This is a genomic window from Rhizomonospora bruguierae (assembly GCF_018397995.1).
GTDB lineage: Bacteria > Actinomycetota > Actinomycetes > Mycobacteriales > Micromonosporaceae > Rhizomonospora > Rhizomonospora bruguierae.
Window position 1 is genome coordinate 47052 of the sequence record NZ_BBQH01000040.1, and the last position, 21792, is coordinate 68843.

General features: G+C 70.4%; 22 protein-coding genes and 1 riboswitch. Of the genes, 12 read left to right on the plus strand and 10 right to left on the minus strand.

The features are described 5' to 3' along the window. Positions 1 to 5: 5 nt before the first annotated feature. Complete coding sequence (locus tag KJS59_RS20835) at positions 6 to 989, minus strand: NAD(P)-dependent alcohol dehydrogenase (protein WP_213454629.1); 984 nt, start codon at positions 987 to 989, stop codon at positions 6 to 8. A 113-nt stretch (positions 990 to 1102) separates the two neighbouring features. Between KJS59_RS20835 and KJS59_RS20840 the strand changes: the two genes are divergently transcribed. Beyond that, positions 1103 to 1840, plus strand: coding sequence for a TetR/AcrR family transcriptional regulator (locus KJS59_RS20840; RefSeq protein WP_213454630.1), 738 nt, complete (start codon positions 1103 to 1105; stop codon positions 1838 to 1840). 79 nt (positions 1841 to 1919) lie between these two features. Here the strand turns inward: KJS59_RS20840 and KJS59_RS20845 are convergent, their stop codons facing one another. Continuing rightward, the gene (locus KJS59_RS20845; protein ID WP_213454631.1) at positions 1920 to 2396 is read right to left on the minus strand and encodes a nucleoside deaminase; all 477 of its coding nucleotides are present in this window, start codon (positions 2394 to 2396) and stop codon (positions 1920 to 1922) included. Between the two features lie 159 nt (positions 2397 to 2555). Then, positions 2556 to 2770: riboswitch (cobalamin riboswitch) on the plus strand. 193 nt (positions 2771 to 2963) lie between these two features. On the opposite strand from KJS59_RS20845, the gene KJS59_RS20850 reads away from it, so the two are divergent. Together KJS59_RS20850 and KJS59_RS20855 are read left to right on the plus strand one after the other, a co-directional pair. Beyond that, positions 2964 to 3410 carry an acyl-CoA thioesterase gene (locus KJS59_RS20850; RefSeq protein ID WP_249714587.1) on the plus strand — a complete coding sequence of 149 codons (447 nt, stop codon included), beginning with the start codon at positions 2964 to 2966 and terminating at the stop codon, positions 3408 to 3410. A gap of 3 nt (positions 3411 to 3413) precedes the next feature. Beyond that, positions 3414 to 4037 (plus strand): LysE family translocator, encoded by a 624-nt coding sequence (locus tag KJS59_RS20855; protein ID WP_213454633.1) that lies wholly within the window; start codon positions 3414 to 3416, stop codon positions 4035 to 4037. 51 nt (positions 4038 to 4088) lie between these two features. Here KJS59_RS20855 and KJS59_RS20860 read toward each other — a convergent pair whose 3' ends face one another. Further along, complete coding sequence (locus tag KJS59_RS20860; RefSeq protein ID WP_213454634.1) at positions 4089 to 4703, minus strand: superoxide dismutase; 615 nt, start codon at positions 4701 to 4703, stop codon at positions 4089 to 4091. A gap of 298 nt (positions 4704 to 5001) precedes the next feature. On the opposite strand from KJS59_RS20860, the gene KJS59_RS20865 reads away from it, so the two are divergent. Continuing rightward, complete coding sequence (locus tag KJS59_RS20865) at positions 5002 to 6432, plus strand: DEAD/DEAH box helicase (RefSeq protein WP_213454635.1); 1431 nt, start codon at positions 5002 to 5004, stop codon at positions 6430 to 6432. A gap of 3 nt (positions 6433 to 6435) precedes the next feature. Here KJS59_RS20865 and KJS59_RS20870 read toward each other — a convergent pair whose 3' ends face one another. Both KJS59_RS20870 and KJS59_RS20875 read right to left on the minus strand, forming a co-directional pair. Further along, a complete protein-coding gene (locus KJS59_RS20870) occupies positions 6436 to 7107 on the minus strand; it encodes a class I SAM-dependent methyltransferase (protein ID WP_249714573.1) in 672 nt (223 codons plus the stop codon). Positions 7108 to 7332: 225 nt separating this feature from the next. Further along, on the minus strand, positions 7333 to 7536 hold the full coding sequence (locus tag KJS59_RS20875; protein WP_213454636.1) for a cold-shock protein: 204 nt from the start codon (positions 7534 to 7536) through the stop codon (positions 7333 to 7335). A 383-nt stretch (positions 7537 to 7919) separates the two neighbouring features. On the opposite strand from KJS59_RS20875, the gene KJS59_RS20880 reads away from it, so the two are divergent. Next, on the plus strand, positions 7920 to 8372 hold the full coding sequence (locus KJS59_RS20880) for an iron chaperone (RefSeq protein ID WP_213454637.1): 453 nt from the start codon (positions 7920 to 7922) through the stop codon (positions 8370 to 8372). Between the two features lie 94 nt (positions 8373 to 8466). Here the strand turns inward: KJS59_RS20880 and KJS59_RS20885 are convergent, their stop codons facing one another. From KJS59_RS20885 to KJS59_RS20895, 3 genes are all read right to left on the minus strand, one after another. Next, the gene (locus KJS59_RS20885) at positions 8467 to 9048 is read right to left on the minus strand and encodes a hypothetical protein (RefSeq protein WP_213454638.1); all 582 of its coding nucleotides are present in this window, start codon (positions 9046 to 9048) and stop codon (positions 8467 to 8469) included. A 212-nt stretch (positions 9049 to 9260) separates the two neighbouring features. Next, on the minus strand, positions 9261 to 9842 hold the full coding sequence (locus tag KJS59_RS20890) for a lytic polysaccharide monooxygenase auxiliary activity family 9 protein (RefSeq protein WP_249714575.1): 582 nt from the start codon (positions 9840 to 9842) through the stop codon (positions 9261 to 9263). Between the two features lie 467 nt (positions 9843 to 10309). Beyond that, positions 10310 to 11575 (minus strand): benzoate/H(+) symporter BenE family transporter, encoded by a 1266-nt coding sequence (locus KJS59_RS20895; protein ID WP_249714577.1) that lies wholly within the window; start codon positions 11573 to 11575, stop codon positions 10310 to 10312. 58 nt (positions 11576 to 11633) lie between these two features. Between KJS59_RS20895 and KJS59_RS20900 the strand changes: the two genes are divergently transcribed. After that, entirely contained in the window at positions 11634 to 12194 is a 561-nt protein-coding gene (locus KJS59_RS20900) for a helix-turn-helix domain-containing protein (protein ID WP_213454640.1), read from the plus strand. Between the two features lie 149 nt (positions 12195 to 12343). Next, entirely contained in the window at positions 12344 to 13807 is a 1464-nt protein-coding gene (locus KJS59_RS20905; RefSeq protein WP_213454641.1) for a cellulase family glycosylhydrolase, read from the plus strand. A 94-nt stretch (positions 13808 to 13901) separates the two neighbouring features. Here the strand turns inward: KJS59_RS20905 and rph are convergent, their stop codons facing one another. Then, the gene (rph, locus tag KJS59_RS20910; RefSeq protein WP_213454642.1) at positions 13902 to 16499 is read right to left on the minus strand and encodes a rifamycin-inactivating phosphotransferase; all 2598 of its coding nucleotides are present in this window, start codon (positions 16497 to 16499) and stop codon (positions 13902 to 13904) included. A 354-nt stretch (positions 16500 to 16853) separates the two neighbouring features. Here rph and KJS59_RS20915 point away from each other — a divergent pair, with 354 nt between their 5' ends. Next, positions 16854 to 17351, plus strand: coding sequence for a hypothetical protein (locus KJS59_RS20915; RefSeq protein WP_213454643.1), 498 nt, complete (start codon positions 16854 to 16856; stop codon positions 17349 to 17351). A gap of 58 nt (positions 17352 to 17409) precedes the next feature. Here KJS59_RS20915 and KJS59_RS20920 read toward each other — a convergent pair whose 3' ends face one another. Next, positions 17410 to 17904, minus strand: coding sequence for a YcxB family protein (locus KJS59_RS20920; protein WP_213454644.1), 495 nt, complete (start codon positions 17902 to 17904; stop codon positions 17410 to 17412). 309 nt (positions 17905 to 18213) lie between these two features. On the opposite strand from KJS59_RS20920, the gene KJS59_RS20925 reads away from it, so the two are divergent. The 4 genes from KJS59_RS20925 to KJS59_RS20940 all read left to right on the plus strand — a co-directional run bounded on the left by KJS59_RS20925 (position 18214) and on the right by KJS59_RS20940 (position 21670). Next, the gene (locus KJS59_RS20925) at positions 18214 to 18984 is read left to right on the plus strand and encodes a GNAT family N-acetyltransferase (protein WP_249714578.1); all 771 of its coding nucleotides are present in this window, start codon (positions 18214 to 18216) and stop codon (positions 18982 to 18984) included. 124 nt (positions 18985 to 19108) lie between these two features. Beyond that, positions 19109 to 19333, plus strand: a complete 225-nt coding sequence (infA, locus tag KJS59_RS20930) for a translation initiation factor IF-1 (RefSeq protein ID WP_213454646.1) — start codon at positions 19109 to 19111, stop codon at positions 19331 to 19333. A gap of 903 nt (positions 19334 to 20236) precedes the next feature. Next, positions 20237 to 20515 (plus strand): hypothetical protein, encoded by a 279-nt coding sequence (locus KJS59_RS20935; RefSeq protein WP_376771226.1) that lies wholly within the window; start codon positions 20237 to 20239, stop codon positions 20513 to 20515. A 6-nt stretch (positions 20516 to 20521) separates the two neighbouring features. Further along, on the plus strand, positions 20522 to 21670 hold the full coding sequence (locus tag KJS59_RS20940; protein ID WP_213454648.1) for a hypothetical protein: 1149 nt from the start codon (positions 20522 to 20524) through the stop codon (positions 21668 to 21670). Positions 21671 to 21792: the final 122 nt, after the last annotated feature.

Sequence of the window (21792 nt, forward strand, 5' to 3'; positions counted from 1 at the left end):
GGCCGTCAGGTGGTGATGACCACTTTCGCCCGGGCGTGTTCACCTTCGAGGTACCGGATGGCTTGGGGCACCCCGTGGAGCGGGTAGGTCCGGTCGATGACCGGGGTGAGCCGGCCGGCCTCGGCGTAGGCGCGGAGCGCGTCGAGGTGCTGCCGGCTCGGCGCCGTTGCGAGGATGACGATGCGGTGTCGGATGAAGGGCGCCAGCATCCGCCCGCGCATGAGCAGCCAGACCGGTCCGATGACACTGCCGCCGCGGTACACCCCGCCGCCGGAGAGCACCAGCGTCCCGGTTGGGGTCAGTGCCCGCCGAAGCGCGGTGAGTGAGCGGTTGCCGACCAGGTCGAACAGGACATCGTGGCGGCGGGCGTCGCGGGTGAAGTCGTCGCGGGTGTAGTCGACGACGCGGTCGGCGCCGAGGGAGCGGATCAGGTCGACGTTGCGGGTGCGGCACACCGCGGTCACCGTCGCGCCGAGCGCCTTGGCCAGTTGGACGGCCAGGGTGCCGACGCCGCCGGAGGCGCCGTTGATGAGGACGCGGTGGCCGGGCTCGACCTGCCCGGCGTCGCGCAGTCCCATGAGTGCGGTGATGCCCGCCAGCGGCAGGGCGGCGGCCTGCTGCGGCGTCAGGTTCGCCGGCTTCGGCGCGACCAGGGCCTCGGGTACGCACACGTACTCGGCGAACGCGCCGTTGGCATCGCCGAGGTCGCCGAAGACGGCGTCGCCCGGGCGCATTTCTCGAACGTGCGGGCCGACCGCCTCGACCCGGCCGGCGAAGTCGCGACCACGGATGCGCGCCTTGGGCCCTGACCGGCCCATCGCCAACCGCGCCATCCGCGGGTCGCCCCGCATGGCATGCCAGTCGTACGCGTTGAGCGCGGCGGCCTCGACCCGCACGAGTACCTCGTCGGCGGCCGGCACCGGCTTGTCGACCTCCGCGAGCGTGAGCGTCTCCGGCGAACCGTATCGATCCTGAACGATCGCTTTCATCTCTTCCCTCCCCTGGTGTACGGCGTACACCTACCTGGAGGTACCGTAGGTGTACGCCGTACACCTGTCAAGGCGGTTATCGTGTCAACCGCCGCCGGAAGACAAGGACCGAGATGGCTGAGCAGGCCGAGACGCTGCGCCGGACCCCGCTGAGCAGGGACCGGATCATGCGCGCCGCCGTCGCGCTCGCCGACGCGACCGGGCTGGAATCCCTCAGCATGCGCAACCTCGCCCAGAATCTGGGCGTCGTCCCGATGGCCCTCTACAAGCACGTGGCCAACAAGGACGAACTGCTCGACGGCATGATCGACGTGGTCGTCGGTGAGATCGATCCGCTGGTGCCCGACGCCGGCTGGAAGCAGGCCGTCCGCGCCCGCATCCTCTCGGCGCGGCAGGTGCTGCTGCGCCACCCCTGGGCGCCACTCGCGATCGAGTCGCGGAACATGGCGACGCCGGCCGCCCTTGCCTACCTCAACTCGATGGTCGGGACCTTCCGGGCCGGCGGGTTCTCCGCCGACCTCGCCCACCACGTGATGCACGCGATGGGCAGCCGAATCCTGGGCTTCAGCCAGGAACTGTTCGACGCCTCCCGGAACGCCGGCCGGACCGGCCCGACCGACCCGGCGCCGCCGGCGCCCCTACCACCGGAGGTCGCGGCCCGGTTCCCGCACCTCGCCGAGATCGCCACGGCGGCGTCCCACGACGACGCGTCGGTCGTGGGACAGGGCTGCGACGACCAGTTCGAGTTCGAGTTCGCGCTGGACCTGCTGCTGGACGGCATCGAACGGCTGCAACAGCAAGGCTGGACCTCGTTTTCGGCCCCCGCCCGGCGCGCACCAGATTCGCATTGATTCGCCGAACGCCACCTCGGCCCGTTCCCGGCGCGCCTCCGCGGTCACGATCCGGTCGTCGGCATGGAGCCGTGCGGGGTCAGCGGAACCGGGCGCGGTGCACCTCACGCAACTCCGCCTCGAGCTCCGCGACCGGCCCTTCCACCACCGCTCCCGGAACCACCTCACCGATCGGCAACACCGCGACCGGCGCCGCCGGGACATTCCATTCCGCGAGCCACCCCGCCAGCTGCGCACCGGACAGGGCATACACGATCCGGCCCAGACCGACCCAGCCATGGCTGGCCGCGCACATGGGGCAATGTTCACCCGACGTGTAGACCGTCGCCCGGGCCCGCTCCGCCGGGCTCAGGTTCGCCGCCGCCCACCGCGAGATCTCGAACTCCGGATGCCGCGTGGCATCCCCACCCTTGACCCGGTTCCGGTCCTCGAACAGCACCACCCCATCGCCCGACACCAGCACCGACCCAAACGGCTCATCCCCGTCCGCCAGGGCCTCCCGCGCCAGATCAACGCAACGGCGCAGATGTACAAGGTCGCTATCCGTGGCGCTCATGCGCATAGACCTACCACATCCCCGACGCCGGCCCCGGCCACGCACGGCGGGGACAAATCCGGGCGGTCACCGCCGGTGGCGCCGCCACCGCCCGCGAGGGCGGCAGGAGTTACCTCACAACGGACCTGCGACCAGCCGAGACGTGACCGGCGAGGGGATACGCTGCCAGACGGCGCTGGTTCGCCCGGCCGGAACCGGCCGGGCGTCGTAAGAGGGAACCCGGTGCGAGTCCGGGACTGCCCCGCAGCGGTAAGTGGGAACGACCGCCGTCACCACGCACTGGACCACGAGGTCTGGGAAGCGACGGCCAGTAGGAGACCGGTAACCCCGGCCCGCCCACGAGTCCGAAGACCTGCCGGCGCCGCGTACACGACCCGTGTGCGCTGCCGTCGGCCTCGTGGGAGGGCTGGACGGGTGGCCCGCCGCGTCCCGACGCGGACGGGTCCTCGACAGCGTGTCCGCGTCCCGGCGGTGTGGCTCCCCGAGGGACGGAATACCGCTGTGCACGACACCGCCGCCATCGCCGGCCGACCCCCGTCGGCGTCGCACCTGACCCTGTCGCAGATCATGGACCAGCACCACACCAACCTCATGGGCACCGTCCACGGTGGCCGGATCCTCAACCTCATCGACTCCGTCGCCGGGGTGGTCGCCGCCCGGCACTCCGACGGGCCGGCCGTCACCGCGGCCATCGACGAAACCGCCTTCCTCCGCGCGGTGCGGGTCGGCGACGTCGTCCACGTCGACGCCCGGATCACCTGGGCCGGCCGCAGCTCCATGGAGGTCGCCGTCAAGGTCACCGCCGACCGGTGGGACCGGGCGGTTCCACCGGTCGACGTGGCCACCGCCCACCTGGTCATGGTCGCCGTGAACGATGACGGCCAGCCCCGTACGGTCCCACCGCTGCTGCCGCAGACCGACGGTGACCGGCGCCGCTACCGCGAGGCGCAGATCCGCCGCCAACACCGGCTCACGCTGCGGCAGGCCCTGCTCGACGGCGCCGGGGAGGGCTGAGAGGTGCTAGGACTGTCCGTGGCGGCGCTCGCCGGCTACCTCGCCGCGATCGTCGTGTTCATGGTCACCCCCGGCCCGGACATGATGTTCGTCCTGGCCAACGCGGCCCGCTATGGCACCCGCGCCGGGGTGGTCGCCGCGCTCGGCGTCGCGGCGGGGGAGGCGGTGCACGTCACGGCGGTGGTCTGCGGCCTCGCGGCGCTGGTATCCGCTTCACCGGTGCTGTTCACCGCGATCCGCTGGGCCGGCGCCACCTACCTGATCGTCCTCGGGGTGCGGGCGCTGCGCAGCGACCACGGCCCGGTCGGCGTCGAGCCGCAGCGGGGCGACCGGCCCGGGCGGGCGTTCCTGCGCGGGCTGGTGACGAACCTGCTCAACCCGAAGATGATCCTGTTCAGCGTGGCGTTCCTACCCCAGTTCGTCGACCCGGCCACGGGTAACACCACCGCGCAGCTGGTGCTGCTCGGCGCGGTCTTCATGGCCGTGCAGCTCACCGTCGACATCGCGCTGGGCGCGGGCGCCGGGCGGCTCGCCGCCCGGCTGACCGACGACCGCTGGTCACGACGGATCAACCGGATCTGCGCCGTCGCGTTCGTCGCCCTCGGAATTCGCCTGGCGGCCGGCTGACGTCGGGCCAGGCGCGCGTCGGTGCAGTTCCGCGTCGATGCCGTCCCCCGGTCAGATCTTCGGCGTCGCGGTGCGGGCGGCGTCGAAGCGGCCGATCACATCCGACCAGTTGACCAGCTTCCACAGTCGGTCGACGTAGTCGGGGCGCACGTTCTTGTACTGCAGGTAGTAGGCGTGCTCCCAGGCGTCGAAGACCAGCAGCGGGGTCGCCCCCTGGCCGACGTTGCCGTGGTGGTCATACACCTGCTCCACGATCAGGCGCTGACCGAGCGGCTCCCACGCCAGCACGCCCCAGCCGGAGCCCTGCACGCTCTTCGTGGCCGCCGACAGGTGCCCGGCGAACGCGTCGAAGGAGCCGAAGTGCTCGTCGATCGCGGCGGCCAGCTCGCCGTCCGGGCGATCACCGCCGTCGGGGGACAGGTTGCCCCAGAAGATGGTGTGCAGCACGTGCCCGGACAGGTTGAACGCGAACGTCTTCTCCAGCCCCACCAGCCGGCCGAAGTCGCCCTTCTCCCGCGCCTCGGCGAGCTGGTCGAGACCGTCGTTGGCGCCCTTGACATACGCGGCGTGGTGCTTGCTGTGGTGCAGCTCCAGTATCTCGCCGGACATCGCCGGTTCGAGGGCGCCGTAGTCGTAGGGCATGTCGGGCAGCGTGTAGAGGCCCATCGGCAAGTTCCCCGCCTCACAGTCGTCGGATCGTCCGCGGGTGGGCGCCCCGACAGAGTTTCGGATCATCGCAAGCCGCGACCCCCACCCGCTGTTGCCAGTCTTTCGCAATTGCAAGTTATTGGCAACAAGACCGCGCCGGTACCGCCATCAGCGGCAGCGGGTCCGGTCGCGGGCTCGGGTAGACTTGCCGGCGCGGCCCGCCCAGCAGGGCGGACCGGTTCGATGTCCGACGCCACGCGCCGCGGCCGACACGGTCAGCGCCGGGCGGGACGTCCCTTCAACGTTCGGAGTTCTTATGGCGGCACGCCGCCCACGCCAGACCACCTCGCCCCAGACCACCCCGGCCCCGACCACCCCGTCCGCCTCGCTCACCTTCGCCGACCTCGGCGTGCCCGACCCGCTGACCCGGGTGCTGGCCGCGGCCGGGGTGGAGCGGCCGTTCCCGATCCAGGCCGCGACCCTGCCCGACGCGCTCGCCGGGCGGGACGTGCTCGGCCGGGGCCGCACCGGCTCCGGCAAGACCTATGCCTTTGTCCTGGCGGTGCTGACCCGCCTGGCCGCCAGCGCCACCCCGCTGCGCGCCGGCCGCCCCCGCGCGCTGATCCTCGCGCCCACCCGGGAGCTGGCCACCCAGATCGACAGCGTGATGGCGCCGCTGGCGCGGGCACTGTCGCTACGCACGATGACCATCTTCGGCGGCGTCGCCGCCCGGCCGCAGATCGCCGGGCTGCGCGCCGGGGTCGACGTGCTGGTGGCCTGCCCGGGCCGGCTCGCCGACCACGTCGAGTCCGGCCACGCCCACCTGGACGCCGTCGAGATCACCGTGCTCGACGAGGCCGACCACATGGCTGACCTCGGCTTCCTGCCCATCGTCCGGCGGCTGCTGGAGCGGACCCCGCGCGGCGCGCAGCGGCTGCTGTTCTCCGCCACGCTGGACGGCGGCGTCGACGTCCTGGTGCGGCGGTTCCTGACCGATCCGGTCGTGCACAGCATCGACTCGAGCCTGTCGCCGGTCGCCGCGATGACGCACCACGTCCTGCACGTCCACGCCGACGACCGGTTCGCCGTACTCATCGAGCTGACCGCCGCGTCCGGCCGGACCGTGGTGTTCACGCGCACCAAGCGGGGCGCCAAGACGCTCACCCGCCGGCTGGTCGAGGCCGGTGTGCCCGCCGTGGAACTGCATGGCAACCTGGCCCAGGCCGCGCGCACCAGGAACCTGCGGGCGTTCTCCGACGGTGCGGCGCACACGCTGGTCGCCACCGACATCGCCGCCCGGGGCATCCACGTCGACGACGTGGCCCTGGTGGTGCACGCCGACCCACCGGTGGAGCACAAGGCGTACCTGCACCGCTCGGGTCGTACCGCCCGGGCCGGCGCGGCCGGCACGGTCGTCACGCTGATGACCGACACGCAGGCGTCCGAGGTGCGGGAACTGACCCGCAAGGCGGGCATCAAGGCGACCACCACCCGGTCGCGCCCGGGTGACGCGCTGCTCCGCCAGCTCGCGCCCGGGGAGCGGCGGCTGGTGCCACAGCCGGCGCGGCAGCCCGCCGCCCCGCCACACGAGGTGCAGCCCGCACGGGGCGGCCGGGGCCGGCGCGGCGGCAAGCCCGCGCCGTCGTCCACGGCCACGCGATCCGCGCGATCCGCGCCGTCGGCGGGGTCCGGTGCGGCGGCCTTCTCGTCCCGGGCCCGGCCGGGCAGGCGCGGCGGTGGACGCTGAGCGCTACCGGCCGGGGCCGAGGACCGAGACCTCGGTGAGTTCGGCGTCCTCGGCGGCGCCGAGGCCACGCACCCGGTAGCTGGTGATCTTCGGCCAGTCGGGGGGCAGGTGCCCACGGTCGGGGTCACCGACGAGGACGGCCGCGCCCCGGTCGGCGGCGCGGCGCAGGAACGCCAGCATCCGCGCGGCCAGTTCGGAGTCGTAGAAGGCGTCGCCGGCAAGGATCACGTCGGCGTCGCCGCCGTCCCCGTCGAGCACGTCGTCCCCGTTCACCGCGATGGTGACCGCGTTGGCCGTGGCGTTCATCGCGGCGGCCGCCTCCGCGTACGGGTCGATGTCGTTGGCGGTCACCTCGGCGGCGCCCGCCTTGGCGGCGGCGATGGCGACCAGGCCGGACCCGGACGCCACGTCGAGCACCCGCCGGCCGGCCGTGACCCGTGGGTGGTCCAGGATGTACCGGGCGAGGGCCTGACCGCCGGCCCACGCGGTGGCCCAGAACGGTGTGACCGACCAGCCGGCCTGTGCCTCCATCCTTGCCCGTAGCAGGATCGCGTCATCGGCCAGGTGCAGGCGGATCTCCGGGACGAACGGAAGGCGGACGAGGCGCAGCCCGTCGGGCGCGTCGGCGCGGGATGCGACAAAGGGCGCGAGCAGGCCGCCGGTCGGCGTGGGCAAGACATACTCCGTTCATGGCTGGTACACAGCGGGCCGCCGAACGCCTCGACCGAGCGTCGAGATGCTGCGCCACCCCTGACATCCGCGACTCTTGGAGCTGTTTGACCCCGAGAGCATCCACCAGCTTCGCCGCCAGCACGGGAAACAACCGGCGCGGAAACGTGGTGTTGGCTCAGCACGGTAGGCGGCCCGCTGAACCGGTCGGACCGCCCTACCGTGAGCGACTCAGAGCGGGCGGATGTTGGCCGCCTGCGGGCCCTTCTGGCCCTGGGTGATGTCGAACTCCACCCGCTGGTTCTCCTCCAGGCTCCGGAAGCCCGTCGCGGCGATCGCCGAGAAGTGGGCGAACACGTCCGCGCCGCCTTCGTCCTGGGCGATGAAGCCGAACCCCTTGTCCGCGTTGAACCACTTGACCGTGCCGGTAGCCATGTCTTCTCCCTCGCAGGCTGATGAGACGCCACACCGTGTGGAATCTCCGGTCGCCGCGTTGATCATCCGCGTCCGAGCAAGACGACGAACGCAAACAGCGCCTGACGGGTTCGGATACCCATCAGGCGCTGGCAACGTCTACGGAAACCAAAACTTGCAACCCGGCTACCGTAGCACTGAAGGTGACCGACCCCGTCGATCACCACCCCGTGTTTCCCGTCGGCGGTGGCGCGCACCATCCAGGTCCGCTGAGAGCGCCTACCGAGACGCCTCAACCAGCACCCGAACGGGTCAGGAACCGAGAAGCGGCCGGGTGCCGTCGGGCCTAGCCTTCTAGATGGCCGGCACGTCGCCGGGCCCTGCGCGTCGAAAGGCAGCCCGACATGCCCGCGAAGAACTCCACGACCGAGTCCGGCGGTTTCAGCGCCGAGGAGCGCGCCGCGATGAAGGCGCGCGCGGACGAGTTGCGGGCCGAGGGCAGGAAGGGCGCCAAGAAGGCGGACGGGCTGCAGGCGGTCCTCGACAGCATCGCGAAGATGACGCCGGAGGACCGGGCCCTCGCCGAGCGGGTGCATGTGGCGGTGACCACTGCCGCCCCGGGGCTGACGCCCAGGACCTGGTACGGGATGCCCGCCTACGCGAACGCCGACGAGAAGATCGTTGTGGCCTTCAAGAACTCGGGCAAGTTCAACACCCGGTACTCCAGCCTTGAGTTCCAGGACCCGGCCAACCTTGACGACGGGGACCTGTGGCCGGTGTCGTACGCGCTGGTGAAGTGGGGCCCCGCGGTGGAGAAGAAGGTCGTCGCGCTGGTGCGCGTCGCGGTCTCGTCGTGACGCGGGGGCGGCAGCCCACCCCGCCGACCGGTAGCCGGTACCGCCCAGCCGTCCGCCGGGAGGTCCGGATGGCTGGGCGGCCGTCCAGCACCGGTCAGAAGCCGGCCGCGGCGTCGTACCGGCGGCGCAGGTCGGCCACTTCCGAGTCGGTCAGCGCTTCCTTGAGTGCCAGCTCCGCGTACTTCTCCGGGAACATCTCCCGCAGCCGGTCGACGTACCTGACGTCGGCGGTCGCCTCGACCACCCGGATGCCCGGAGGCTCGGTGGACATGTCCATGATCACCGGACCGGCCAGCTTGACCGCCACGTCCCAGGGGCTCTCCTGCTCGGCGACCCCGCAGAGGTGGAAGCCGTAGACCGTCCGCACGTCGGCGAGCGCGGTGGCCTCGGCCGGCTCGTAGCCGTAGACGCGGACCCCGCAGACCACCGCCGGCTTCGCCCCCTCCCCGGTGGCCACCTGCTGGACAGCGTGTCCGGCGTGGTTGTGTTGCCCCGGGTCCGCCTGTTCGAGCGTGCTGCGCATCCGGGCCGCGATCTGCCCTTGCAGATCTGCCGGCTTCGCCTTCGAGCCGGCCGAGTTGAGCAGTACGACCGCGCCGGCCGACACCAGCAGGATCACCGCCACCCACACGAAGCGGTTCCGGTACCACCCCGCGGAACTTTCCCCGGAAATCATGATTGCTCTCACCTCGTCGCTGGTTCTGGTGCGTTGACAGACCGCATCGGGCGCTCCGGCGTGTCCTAGATCGACGACCTTCGGCGTGGTCCCGGCCGGGCCGACCTGCCCGGCACCGCCCGATGCCGGCAGCGTTTTGGCGGGGGTTCCGGCCCAGGACGTCAGTCGGACGTCCTGGGCCGGAGCGGTACTACGACTGCCGGTTTTGCCGATCAGACGAAGTTGATGTCACTGCACCACATGTATGCCTGGTCCATGTGCGAGGCCTGCCAGATGACGAAGAGAACGTGCTTTCCGGTGTATCCCGAGGTCGAGATGTTGAACGAGATGTTGTTTGCCGGCGCGTAGCGGCCGGTCTGGGTGATGAAGTCGAGGTTGCCCCAACCGAGGCGCTGGCTGGCCGGGTTGTACCCGTTCTTGCTGACGTAGACCCGGAAGTAGTCAGCGCCGTGGCTGGCCTGGTCGTACAGCTGGACCGTGAAGTTGCTGCTGACGTTGCTCGCCCGCCACGCCCCCGGCTGGTTCAGGCTGTCGTTCCTGGACAGGGCGTTGCTGCACAGCTGTCCATCGGGGGTCCGCGCCTGGAACTGCCCGCCGAGGCCGTCCCGCAGGGCGCTCATCCAGTTCCACATGGTGTCGGGGTTGGCCTGGAAGGCGTTCCAACACATGGGGTCCTGCTGCTGCATGGCGGGGTTCGTGTGGTTGTTTCCCCACGCCGTCCAGCACTGGTAGGCGCGACTCGCCGGGTTGATGATCGTGCCGTGGGCCTGGGCCACACCGGTCCAGGGCAGCATGCCGACCATCATGGCAAGCAGCAGGACGAGCGGTCGAACCGACCGGCTCAGGGCTGACCGGGACCGCCGCCCGGTTTGATCGAGCTGGGGTGGACGCACTGTACATCCTCCTTCTGTGGTGGTAGATGAGTCTGGAGCGCTTCCAAAGTGTTACATCGGTCTACGTGAATATCAAGGGATATCGATGGATGCCGGCCGGGTCGGGCCGGTCGGCGTCGCGTCGAGTAGACCCACCGGTCGTCCACATCGAACCGCTGGCACGGCGACAACCAGGACCGACAGCTTGACAAGTGCCACTGGGCGGTTGGCCCCACGCGGTGCTACGACCGGGTTGGAATCACCAGTCGCGGCGTGGCTCGTCGAGCGCCGGCCACGACGAAGGGGACACCGGCGACGCCGCCGGCTTCACGGGCGCTCTCCGGCAGCATCTGGCTGACAACTACTCCCCGCGGGCGTGCGGGAAATCCTCAAGATGCCGCCCGATTCGCGTGCACTGGAGCGGTGTGACGCACAGACCCGGGACCACCGCGAGTCTCATCGCTGCTGAGCGGGGCGACACCACCTGCGCCACCCCCCACTGCGGATGGACTGCGACGCAGCACCAGCAGGGTGGCCAGGCCGGCGAGCAGGCCCCAGAACGCGGCGCCGATGCCAAGCACGGCGACGCCCGATGCGGTGACCACGAACGTCACCACCGCGGGCAACAGCATGGCCGGGTCGGAGACGGCGTTACCCAGTGCCGAGCCGAGAGCGGGCAGCAGGGCCAGGCCGGCGACGGCGATCACCAGCACCGGTGGGGAGAGCAGCACGAGCGCGGTCGCCACGCCCGCCCCGAGCCCGAGCAGCACCTGCCCACCCGCCAGGGCCACGGTGGCGATCCAGCGCCGGCGCGGGTCGGGGTGCGCCTCGGGGCCGGCGGTCAGGGCGGCCGTGATGGCGGCGAGGTTGACCTGGTGGCCGCCGAACGGAGCGCCGGCCGCGCTGACCAGACCCGTCGTGATCAGTGCGGGCCGCAGCGGTGCCCGATACCCGTAGCTGGACAGCACCGCGGCGCCGGGGACGTTCTGGCCGGCCATGGTGACCAGGAACAGCGGAAGCGCGATGCCCACGATGGCGCCGAGGTCGAAGCCGGGAACGGTCCAGGCCAGGGCGGGTCGTAGCGCGGCGTCGGCGAGTCCCGCGTCCCGGCCGGTCAGGGTGATCGCGGCCACGGCCGCGATCAGCGCGCCCGGCACCGCCCAGCCGCGCGCGAAGCGCAGCAGCACCACCCAGGTCACGATGACCGGTACGGCAAGCGCCGGGATGTCCACCAGGGCCCGGACCGGAGCCGTGCACAGCGGCACGAGGATGCCGGCCAGCATCGCCCCGGCGATCGGGCGCGGGATGGCCGCGATCACGCGCGCCAGCCACGGCACCAGGCCGGCGACCACGGTCAGCGCCGCGCAGACCAGGAAGGCACCGACGGCCGTGGAAAAGCCGCCCGGCACGGGGCCGGCCCCGACCAGCAGGGCCGCGCCGGGGGTGGACCACGCGATGGCGATGGGCATCCGGTAGCGCAGGGCCAGCACGATGCCCGCGACCCCGATGCCGAGGCAGGTGGCGAGCAGGCCGGAGGCGGCCTGGGCCGAACTGGCGCCCACGGCCTGGAGCCCGGCGAGTACGAGCGTGAACGAACTCGCGTAGCCCACGATCGCGCTCAGCACGCCGGCGACGACCGGTCGCACCCACGTCATCAGCGTCCCCTCCCGCCGTTCCGTAAACGGAACGGATGCCGGGTGGCACCATACGCACATGACCGCGCGCGGGACAAGTCCCCAGCACCAAGGGTCGGCGGTGGGCCGCCGGCTTCGCGGGCTGCGTGAAGCGCGCGGGCTGACCCTCTCCGAACTGGCCCGCGCGGCCGGCGTGGGGAAGGCGACGCTGTCCGGGCTGGAGAACGGCACCCGCGATCCCCGGCTGGAAACCCTCTACGCGATCGCCGCCGCGCTCGATGTGCCGATGAGCGCACTGACGCTGGACCGTGGCGCCCCAGCCTCGGCCGCCGCACCGATGCGGGGCGCGGCGGTGGTATCGACGCTGCTGGAGGTGTTCGAGGAGCCGGCCGCCACCTACGAGTTGTTCACCCTGCGCATCGTCGCCGGCGTCGAACAGGTTTCGCCCGCTCACCCGGCCGGCGTGACCGAGCACCTCACCGTCTTCCGCGGCCGGGCCCGGGTCGGGCCGGTCGGCGCATCCCTGTCGGCGGGCCCGGGCGAGTACGTCTCCTGGGCCGCCGACATCCCGCACTTCTACGCCGCGGTCGGCGCCGAAGAGGTCGCGGCGGCCCTGCTGATCCGCACGCCCCGCGGCTGACCACGGACTCCCGCTCGACCGGTTGCAAAGATCGATGCACACCTATAGCCTCTGCTGGGAGCGCTCCCGAGACTGCACCGTCGGACTTTCCGGGCGAGTTCGCGACGGGCACCTTCCGCCAATCCCCGACCAGATCGGAACGACTCCGCATGTTCTCGATTCCACGCCCATTCCGGCGCAAGCTCATCGTGGGTGGCGCCGTCGGCGCACTCGCCCTGGCCGCAACGGCCGGGCTGCCATCCATGAACGCCATGGCAGCGACCGGCTGCGCCGTCACCTACACCACAAACTCCTGGCAGGGCGGGTTCACCGCCAACATCAGCATAAGGAACCTCGGCGACGCGGTGAGCAACTGGACGCTGGGCTTCAGGTTCCCGGATGCCGGCCAGAAGGTGACCCAGGGCTGGTCGGCCACCTGGCAGCAGAGCGGCACCTCGGTCACCGCCCAGAACATGAGCTACAACGGCTCGCTGGGCACCGGGGCGAGCGTCGACGTCGGGTTCAACGGTTCCTGGACCGGTAGCAACCCGAACCCGACGGCGTTCACCCTCAACGGCGTCACCTGCAACGGCGGCACCACCACTCCCACCACGCCACCGACGACCAGGCCGCCGACCACGCCACCGACCACGACGCCGCCCACCACACCGCCGACCTCCCAGCCGCCGGCCGGCAGCACGCCGGTGGGCATCAACGGCCAGTTGCGGGTGTGCGGGGTCAATCTCTGCAACCAGTACAACAAGCCGATCCAGCTGCGCGGCATGAGCTCGCACGGCCTGCAGTGGTTCGGCAGCTGCTACAACGACGCCTCGCTGGACGCGCTGGCCAAGGACTGGCTGGCCGACGTGTTCCGCATCTCGATGTACGTGCAGGAGCAGGGCTACGAGACCAACCCGACCGCCTTCACCAACCAGGTCAACACGCTGGTGGACAAGGCGGAGGCGCGCGGCATGTACGCGCTGATCGACTTCCACACCCTGACCCCGGGCGACCCGACGTACAACCTGGACCGGGCCAAGACCTTCTTCGCCGCGGTCGCCGCCCGCAACGCCAACAAGAAGAACGTGATCTACGAGATCACCAACGAGCCGAACGGCGTGAGCTGGTCGACCATCAAGAACTACGCCGAGCAGGTCATCCCGGTGATCCGGGCCAACGACCCGGACGGGGTGGTCATCGTCGGGACCCGCGGCTGGTCCTCCCTGGGCATCTCGGAGGGCGGCAACTCCGACGAGATCGTCAACAACCCGGTCCGGGCCGACAACATCATGTACTCGTTCCACTTCTACGCCGCGTCGCACAAGGACAACTACCGCTCCGAGGTTCAGCGGGCCGCGTCCCGGCTGCCGCTGTTCGTCACGGAGTTCGGCACGGTGACCTACACCGGTGACGGCGGGGTGGACAACGCCAGCAGTACCGCATGGCTCGACCTGCTGGACCGGCTGAAGATCAGCTACGCGAACTGGACGTACTCCGACGCGAACGAGGGCAGCGCCGCGTTCAAGCCCGGCACCTGCTCCGGCGGCACGTACACCGGTACCTCGGTGCTGACCGATTCCGGCGTGTTCATGCGCAACCGCATCCGCACCCCGGACAACTTCCCCACCTCCTGACACCCTCCTGACACCGTAGACCGGCGGCGGCCCCATCCCGGGGCCGCCGCCGGCATGCCCCGGGATAACGGCGGGCCTTCTCCCGGGTGGTCGGTCACGACAGAATCTCGACGTACCCGCCGGTTCCGTGCACGCGGATCCGCTGCCCGTCCCGGATCAGCCGGGTGGCCTGCTCCACGCCCACGACGGCCGGCAAGCCGTACTCCCTCGCGATCACAGCGCCGTGCGTCATCAGGCCGCCCACCTCCGTCACCAGCCCCTTGACAGCGACGAACAGGGGCGTCCAACTGGGGTCCGTGTGCGCCGTCACGAGGATGTCACCCGGTTCGAGATCGGCCTGGGCCATGTCGAGGATGACCCGGGCCCGCCCTTCGACGGTCCCGCCGGAGACCGGTAGACCGACCAGGGCACCGCTCGGTACGTCGTCGCGCCGGTACGCGCCGGCGACGACCTCGCCGTCCGATGTGAGCACCCGGGGCGGCGTGAGCGCCTGGTACGACCGGAAGGCGTCCTTGCGTTGGCGGACGAGCCGATCGTCCACCTGGTTCGTACGTACGACGTCGCGGAACTCCGGGAACGTGAGGTAGAAGACGTCCTCCTTCTCGCGGAGCACGTGGGCCTGTACGAGGCGCTCGGCCTCTGCCAGCAGGGCCCGCTTGTAGATGAAGTAGCGGCTCACGATGTCGTACTTCGGGTACTCCCGGTACCCGATGAAGGTCCGGACCCGGTCGATCATCCGCTTGACCTCGTTGGCCCGGTGCTCCCCGTCCGGCAGGGCCCGTAGGCGTGCGAGTACCTCCTGCGCCTTCCTCTCCGCGGCCTGCCGGCCTTGCTCGAAGCGCCGCTGGGCGGCGCCCGGCTCGAAGTTGCGCACGTGGTCGAGGAGCACGGGCAGGAGGGTGGTGGGGCGCTCGCTCCAGCGCGGCCTGGTGATGTCGATCTCGCCCGCGCAGCGCATGCCGTACCGGTCGAGGTATGCCTCGAGGGCGTCGCGCGCTTCGGCCCCGCCGGCGAGCTTCGGCAACTCGTCCAGGAAGCCCTCATCCTCGACGTCGCGCAGGAACGCCACCACCTGCGGATGCGGGCGGATCGCGTCGGCGACGTCGAGGAGCGCCAGCCCCATCTCCGACGTGACGTTGCCGGGGGCGGACAGCGTGAGCGTGTCGGCCGCGTTCTTCTCGCCCAGCCACTCCCGCAGCCTGTCGTTGAGCCACCAGGTGGCCGCCATCCCCGCCATGATCGCCTGAATGCTCAGCGGATCGGTGAGGACGCGCTTGTGCTCGTCGAAGGCCGCCAGCAGGAAGTCGAACAGCGCCGGTCCGGACACCGCCCGGACATCGCGCCGCAGGGCGGCAAGGGACGCCTGGCTGCGCTCGATCAGCTCCGCGACGATCGCCGGATCGGTCTCGATCGGGGTCGGCGCCCGGCCGGCCGGCGGCCCGCCGGGACCCTCGTCCGGCAACAACGGGACGAAGTCGCCGCGGTCGAGGACGGTCTCCAGCGCGTCCCTGATCAGCGGATCGGACCTGCCCGCCAGTTCCAGGAGGCCGGCGCGGCCGGTCGGCGTGGCCAGTTGCCGGGTGGCGTCGACGAACAGCCGCCCGCCGGCCTCGTGCATCGGCGCCATGGCCGTCAGCGGCCACATTGAGAGCCCCAGGGGCTTCATGGCGTCGGTCATCATCTGCTGGTGACCGACGGACAGGTACACGTGGTTCTCCCGGTCGCCGACCACCGGGATGGGGAACAGCGTCGTGATCGGCCGGCTCTGGACGATCTGGAAGTCGTCCTCGACCAGGCACCATTCGATGTCCTGGGGGCGGCCGAAGCCCGCCTCGATCCGCCGGCCGAGCCGCACGAGCCGCACGACCTGCGCATCCGTCAGCGCGGGCCGCTCCTGCCGCGCCGGGTCGATCCCCTGCTCCCGCGTCCCGCCGCCCGGCGACGCGTGGATGGCCCGCTGCTTGGTGGCGACCGCCCTGGCGACGATCTCGCCGTCGCGCACCTTGAACACGTCCGGGTTCACCAGACCGGAGACCAGGGCCTCGCCGAGGCCGAAGCTGGCGTCCACGGAGGCGACCTTCCGGTTGCCCGTGACCGGGTCGGCGGTGAACAGGATGCCGGCCGCGTCCGGGAAGACCATCTGCTGCACGACCACGGCCATGTGGACCGTGCGGTGGTCGATGCCGTTGCGCTGGCGGTAGGTCACGGCCCGCTCGGTGAACAGCGAGGCCCAGCAGCGGCTGACATGCCGCAGGATCGCGGCCGGGCCCACCACGTTCAGGTAGGTATCCTGTTGGCCCGCGAACGAGGCCGTGGGCAGGTCCTCTGCCGTAGCGCTGGATCGCACGGCGTAGGCAGCCTGCTCGCCGAACCGGGCGAGAGCGCGGGTGATCGCCGCGGCGAGAGCGCCAGGAATGGCAATCCCTTCGATGCTCCGGCGGATCTCCGCGCTGAGCGTCCGGGTCGCCTCCCGGTCATCCGGGCGCAGGCGCGAGAGCCGATCGAGCTGATCGTCGATCGATGGTGCTTCGGCCATGATCCGCCGGAAGGCGGCCGTCGTGACGCAGAAGCCAGCCGGGACACGGATGCCGTCGATCCGCGTTAGCGCTCCCAGGTGCGCACCCTTGCCGCCAACGACCGCAACCTGCCGCTCGTCAACCTCTTGAAGACCCACCACGTACTGCGCGGTCACCGCGATACCTCCAAGGCAGCCTCGTTCCTCTGGCCGCCTTTCCCTGACGAGCCGGCCAGCCGCTCCGCCCGGTCCGGCGGCACGCACACCCGCACCACCGCACCGAACCGCATCCCGTACGCCGACGACAACACACGCACGTCGTGCCCCCCATTTTCTCGTCGCTGCCGACTCCGGCCGACGATTCTGCGGCAAGGTCCGGGTCTTGCCGCAAGCCCCCCTGTGTGTTATACGTTAAAAGCGGCAGGGAGCGAGGGCTCCTTGCCCTTTCGTCTTTGGCCCTTTGGTTTGCCAATCCTCCGGCTGCCTGGAGCGCGCGGTCTGACGGGTAGGCCAACCGGTAATCTCTCGGCCGTGACGCGCAACGATCGTCCGGTGTTCCGATACCGGGTGGACTTCGATGATGGCGAGCGAGACGTCGTATCGTTACTCGAGTCCGACTGGGTGTTTCAGCACGGACTGCATCCAGAGGCCGTCATGGCGATCGTGCGGGAGGGCGCGGACCCGCACGTCCTGGCACCCGGCGACGTTCAGGAGAACGGTCCATTCCTGTGGCTGTTGTCCCGGGTCATCGACGAGAATATCGATCGATGTAGCTTTCTTCGACGGGAGGCGGAGATCCAGGGCAGCGGGTATGTCTATCTACTGGACGAACGCACGCCCGATCCCGCAGGACGAGTCAGCTCGACGGACATCATCGGGGCGATCGAAGTCAGTAACGGCAATCCGGTCGCCGGCTCCTACCGGCACAATCCACGCCACCGACTACTCACCGCGGCCGGATGGTTCCGGCTGCCGCCCGAACTGGAGGCTCCGCTACAGATCCGCCTACGCGCCCGAGCCGAAGATTAGCCGGCTTGGAAAGGACACTCACGCGGGCCCGAAGGGCAACAGGTCGACATGGCCCGCGCTACGCCTTGCGTAGCCCACGCTCGGCCATGAAGGTCGCCAACGTCTGGTCCTCTTCGGCGGACATGAACCGGCGTGGGATCACGGTTGCCGGCATCCGGCCGACGAACACGATCCAGAATTCAGCGGTCTCCACCACACGCGCCACCCCGTCCCACGCGATGCCACCGGACTCCGTGCCGCTGCGCATCATGATGTTGTCGTCGGTGATGTCGTAGCCGCCCTCCACGGCGTAGCGGCTGGAGCGACGCCGGGCCCGGAACCTCACCCAGGGCGGGTACAGCATCAAGAGCAGGCCACCCACGACACCCGCCATCCACACCGGCGACGTCGCCGCGCCCCGGTCGGACCCTCGCGAGACAGCCAGACCGATCACCCCGACCGCCACCACCACCGCGCCGACATAGCTGTGCTTGCGCAGCCGGACGCTACTGAGCACAGCGGCCACGCGACCCGGGTAGGCGGGATCGGCCGGAACATCGAAGCGGATGTGCACGCCAGAACGATAGCCCCCATCCTTTCAACCAGCCGACGCCTGGAGCGTCCGAACTCGCCGCCGCCATCGGTCAGCCAGCGGCCCGCTACGGTGGCCAAATCTGGTTGGGCGGAACGGCCTTCGGGCTGATACGGTCCGGAAGACCGTGACACCGCCCGAGGAGGTGAGACCCATGAACGCTGTACGCACGTGGGTGCTCCCCTCGTCGTCACGGTCGGGCGATTGACGTAGGAGTCGCCGGGAGCGCCTCGACAACAAGGCGATCCCGGAAGGCGACAACCGATGAATTCTGTGCATTTCACTTCGCGCGTGGGCGACCACTCGGTGGTGGTCGCCCAGATCGCGGAGGGGCAATGGCACGCCCTGGAGGACGACCAGGTGGTCGGCCGCGGCGACGCCTCACGCAGGCCCGACGGGCGGATCTTCCTCAGCATCGACTCGTGGCACGGCGCGGTCTTCGACCGACTCGCCGAGGTCATGCTGGCGGACCTCCCAAAGCCGCTGTACACGGTGGTCGACGCGGCTGACCTCGACTTGACGTCCAGTTGGCAGCGAGCCGGCTTCCCGATCCGACGCCGCGAGTGGGAGTACCTCGTGCCCACCGACCCGCAGATCACGGGGCTCGACTCGGTGCTCCCGCCGGAGGGCGTGCGCATCCTTCCCGTCTGCGCGGCGCAACAGGCCCCGCTGGGCGAGATGTACAGCGCGATCCGCGACCAGGTCCAGGCCGCCGTCGGCTGGGACTCGATGCCCGCCGAGGTGCTGGCCCGGCCGGACGGTACTCCGATATTCGATTCGTTGAAGTATGCGGTAGCAGCCGAGTCCGATCGGTATGTGGGACTGGTCCGGGTGGTGCCGCGGCGCCGGCAGACACGGATCGGGCTGATCGCAGTCCGGGCCGACCTGTGCCGCCGCGGTATCGCTCGGGCGCTGCTGGCCCACGTGCTGGGTTCGCTGCACCGCCTGGGTATCGACACGGCGCGGGCCGAGGTAGACGAGTCCAACGGTGCGGCCACGGCACTGTTCGAGGGCGTCAGCGCCCGGCGCGCAAGCAGCAACCTGGAGTTGGTGCGCCGTTGACGCCGCAAAACACCGCCGCGACACGGACCGGAAGTGCGCGCGAGACAGGCAGATCTGACGAGCAAGCGTCGGTTCTCGGCAATGCACGGCATGGCCGAGTCACCGACCGGAGAGAGGCAAGAAGATGACCGGAACAGCACGGGGCATCGAAGTCGAGGGCACCGTCATCGAGTGCCTGCGCAACGCCACCTTCACGGTGGAACTCCAGAACGGGCACAAGGTCCTCGCGCACATCAGCGGGAAGATCCGGAAGAACTACATCAAGATCTTGCCGTATGACCGGGTGCTCGTGGAACTCAGCCCGTACGACCTCACCCGCGGCCGGATCCGCTTCCGGTACAGGACGTAATCTCCATCCGGGGAGGCACGTCGCCGGTCTGGCCTGATAGGCATCGGCGTCCGGCTTGAGCCCGTCGCCGATGCCTATCTCGTCCCGCATTCCGTCGGAGCCGCCCGGATCCGTCGGGCACACCGGTCCCAGCACGTCACCTCCCGTGCCGGGCGGCTCGGCTACCGTGGCGCTGCGACCACCGAGCTAGCTAGCCGGCAACCCGGATGCGGTGTCCGGCCGCACTTGGCCGTGCTGCCAGGTGGCTTGCTAGCCCGTCGCGGAGCTGGCGGGTCTCCTCCACGACGCCGGCAACCTCGCGGTGACCAGCTCGCCGCCGAGCCCGTGGACATGGTCGCTGAGGTGGCCGGCGCGATGATGCTGACCGCCAAGTGGGCAGTCAACCTTGCCGGCTGCTGTGGGTCGCCGCCACCGCGGCCACTGCGGTTGGCGCCCCACCTACCGGACCGGCTCCGCCGTGCCGGTGGTTTCGCTGCGCTGGCTGGCCTCGCCGCTGTCGTCGTTCCGTGGACCACCGGGACCGACGGCATGTCACCAACACTGGAACAACTCGGCTACGCCCTCCATCTACCCGTCATGACCTGGTACGGCGCCGTTGGTTGGCGGCTTATACGGCATCGGTGACCGTGAACCACGCCAGAGGAGCAGCGTCCAATTCAACGCTCCACGCCGAGCGCACGCTCGTCGGCTGGGCGGGTGGCGCACCTTCCTTGCCCAGGGGCGCCGGCACACCGGCGAGCTGTCGTTGTGCCGGCACTGTCGGGTGCGTACCGCACCACAGGAGCACCACCGTGCCGCGAAGGCCCGCTGTCCCGATAGCGACCAAAGGCGGGTCAGAGAGCGGCTGAACGGGGCCGCTACGATCTGCCGGTGGCATCGAAGCCGAACCCGACGCTCAAGGCGATGATCGAAGAGGCCACCGTCGACGCGTACAGCGACGATGAACAGCTCACCGGCCTGTTCAGCATGCTCGAGGAGCACCTGGCCGTGCCTTTCACCACCACCGTTCTCGGTATGGAGGTCACCGTGCGGGAGGTCGACCTGACCGCCAACACCGTCGTCGCGGTCTGCACCCGGGGCCGGCACCGGCAGCGGATCGACCTGCTCGACCTGCCGCTGCCCGCACCACCACCAGACGGGGCCGCGTGGATCGACGCCTACCGGTACTGGGCAGGGCGGTAGACCAGGGTGAGCGAGTACCAGTACTACGAGTTCACGGCCGTCGACCGGCCCCTGACCACCCGCGAGCAGGGCGAGCTGCGGGCGCTGTCCACGCGGGCCGACATCACCGCGACCAGCTTCGTCAACACCTACGAGTGGGGAAACTTCAAAGGCGACCCACACGAACTGATGGGGCGGTACTTCGACGCCCACCTGTACCTGACGAACTGGGGCACCCGCCAACTCATGCTGCGGCTCCCGAAACGCGTGCTCGACCCCGCCACGGTCGCCGGCTACTGCCCGGGTGGCAGCGCGTCGGCGTGGACCACCGGTAAACACGTCATCGTCCACCTGCATCGGGAAGACGAGGACGGCACCGACGAGTGGGACCTCGACGGACACGGCCTGCTCGCCTCCATCATCCCGGCGCGGGCCACCCTGGCCGCCGGCGACCTGCGCCTGCTGTACCTGAGCTGGCTGCGCTGCGCCCAGTCGCTGGAACTCGACGACGCCGAGCCCGAGCCGCCCGTCCCGCCCGGCCTGGGCACACTCGATGCCTCGCTCACCGCGGTCGCCGAGTTCCTGTGCATCGACCCCGACCTGATCGCGGCCGCAGCGGCCGGCTCGGCACAAGCCGCCGATGAGCCGACCGCCCCGCAACTGCGCTCCTGGGTCGCCGGGCTGCCCTCCCGGGAGAAGGACGCCATCCTCGCCGAACTGATCACCCGCGGCGACAATCACCTGCGCGGCCGACTGCTGCGCCGGTACCGCGACGAACATCCCACCGACGCGTCACCCACGACCGCTGCACGCACCGCTGGCCAACTACTCGCCACCGCCGCAGACCTCCGGGCCAAGCGGGAACGCCGAGACGCCGAACAGCGCGAGCGGGACCGTGCCCGCCGCGAACGATCGGCGGCGGCCGCCCGACAGCAGCACCTCGACACCCTCGCAGTCGACCAGCCCGCCGCGTGGCAACGGGTCGACACTCTCATCGCCACGAAGAAACCCCGCGAATACGACACCGCCGTCCAACTCCTCGTCGACCTACGCGACCTCAGCGAACGAGACGGCAGCACCCCGCTGTTCCGGCAGCGGCTAGCCGAGTTGCGGGCGACCCATGCCCGCAAGCCCAGCCTGCTCGAACGCCTCGACCTCGTAGGACTCGACGCCTGACACCCGCCAGGTAGGGTCTAAGTGAGCGTCCGGGAACTTGACAGGGCGGATGGTCACAAGGTGATGAAGCTCGGCGTGTAGTGGATCGATATGAAGCGAGCTCCTGGTAGATCGGCGGTTGT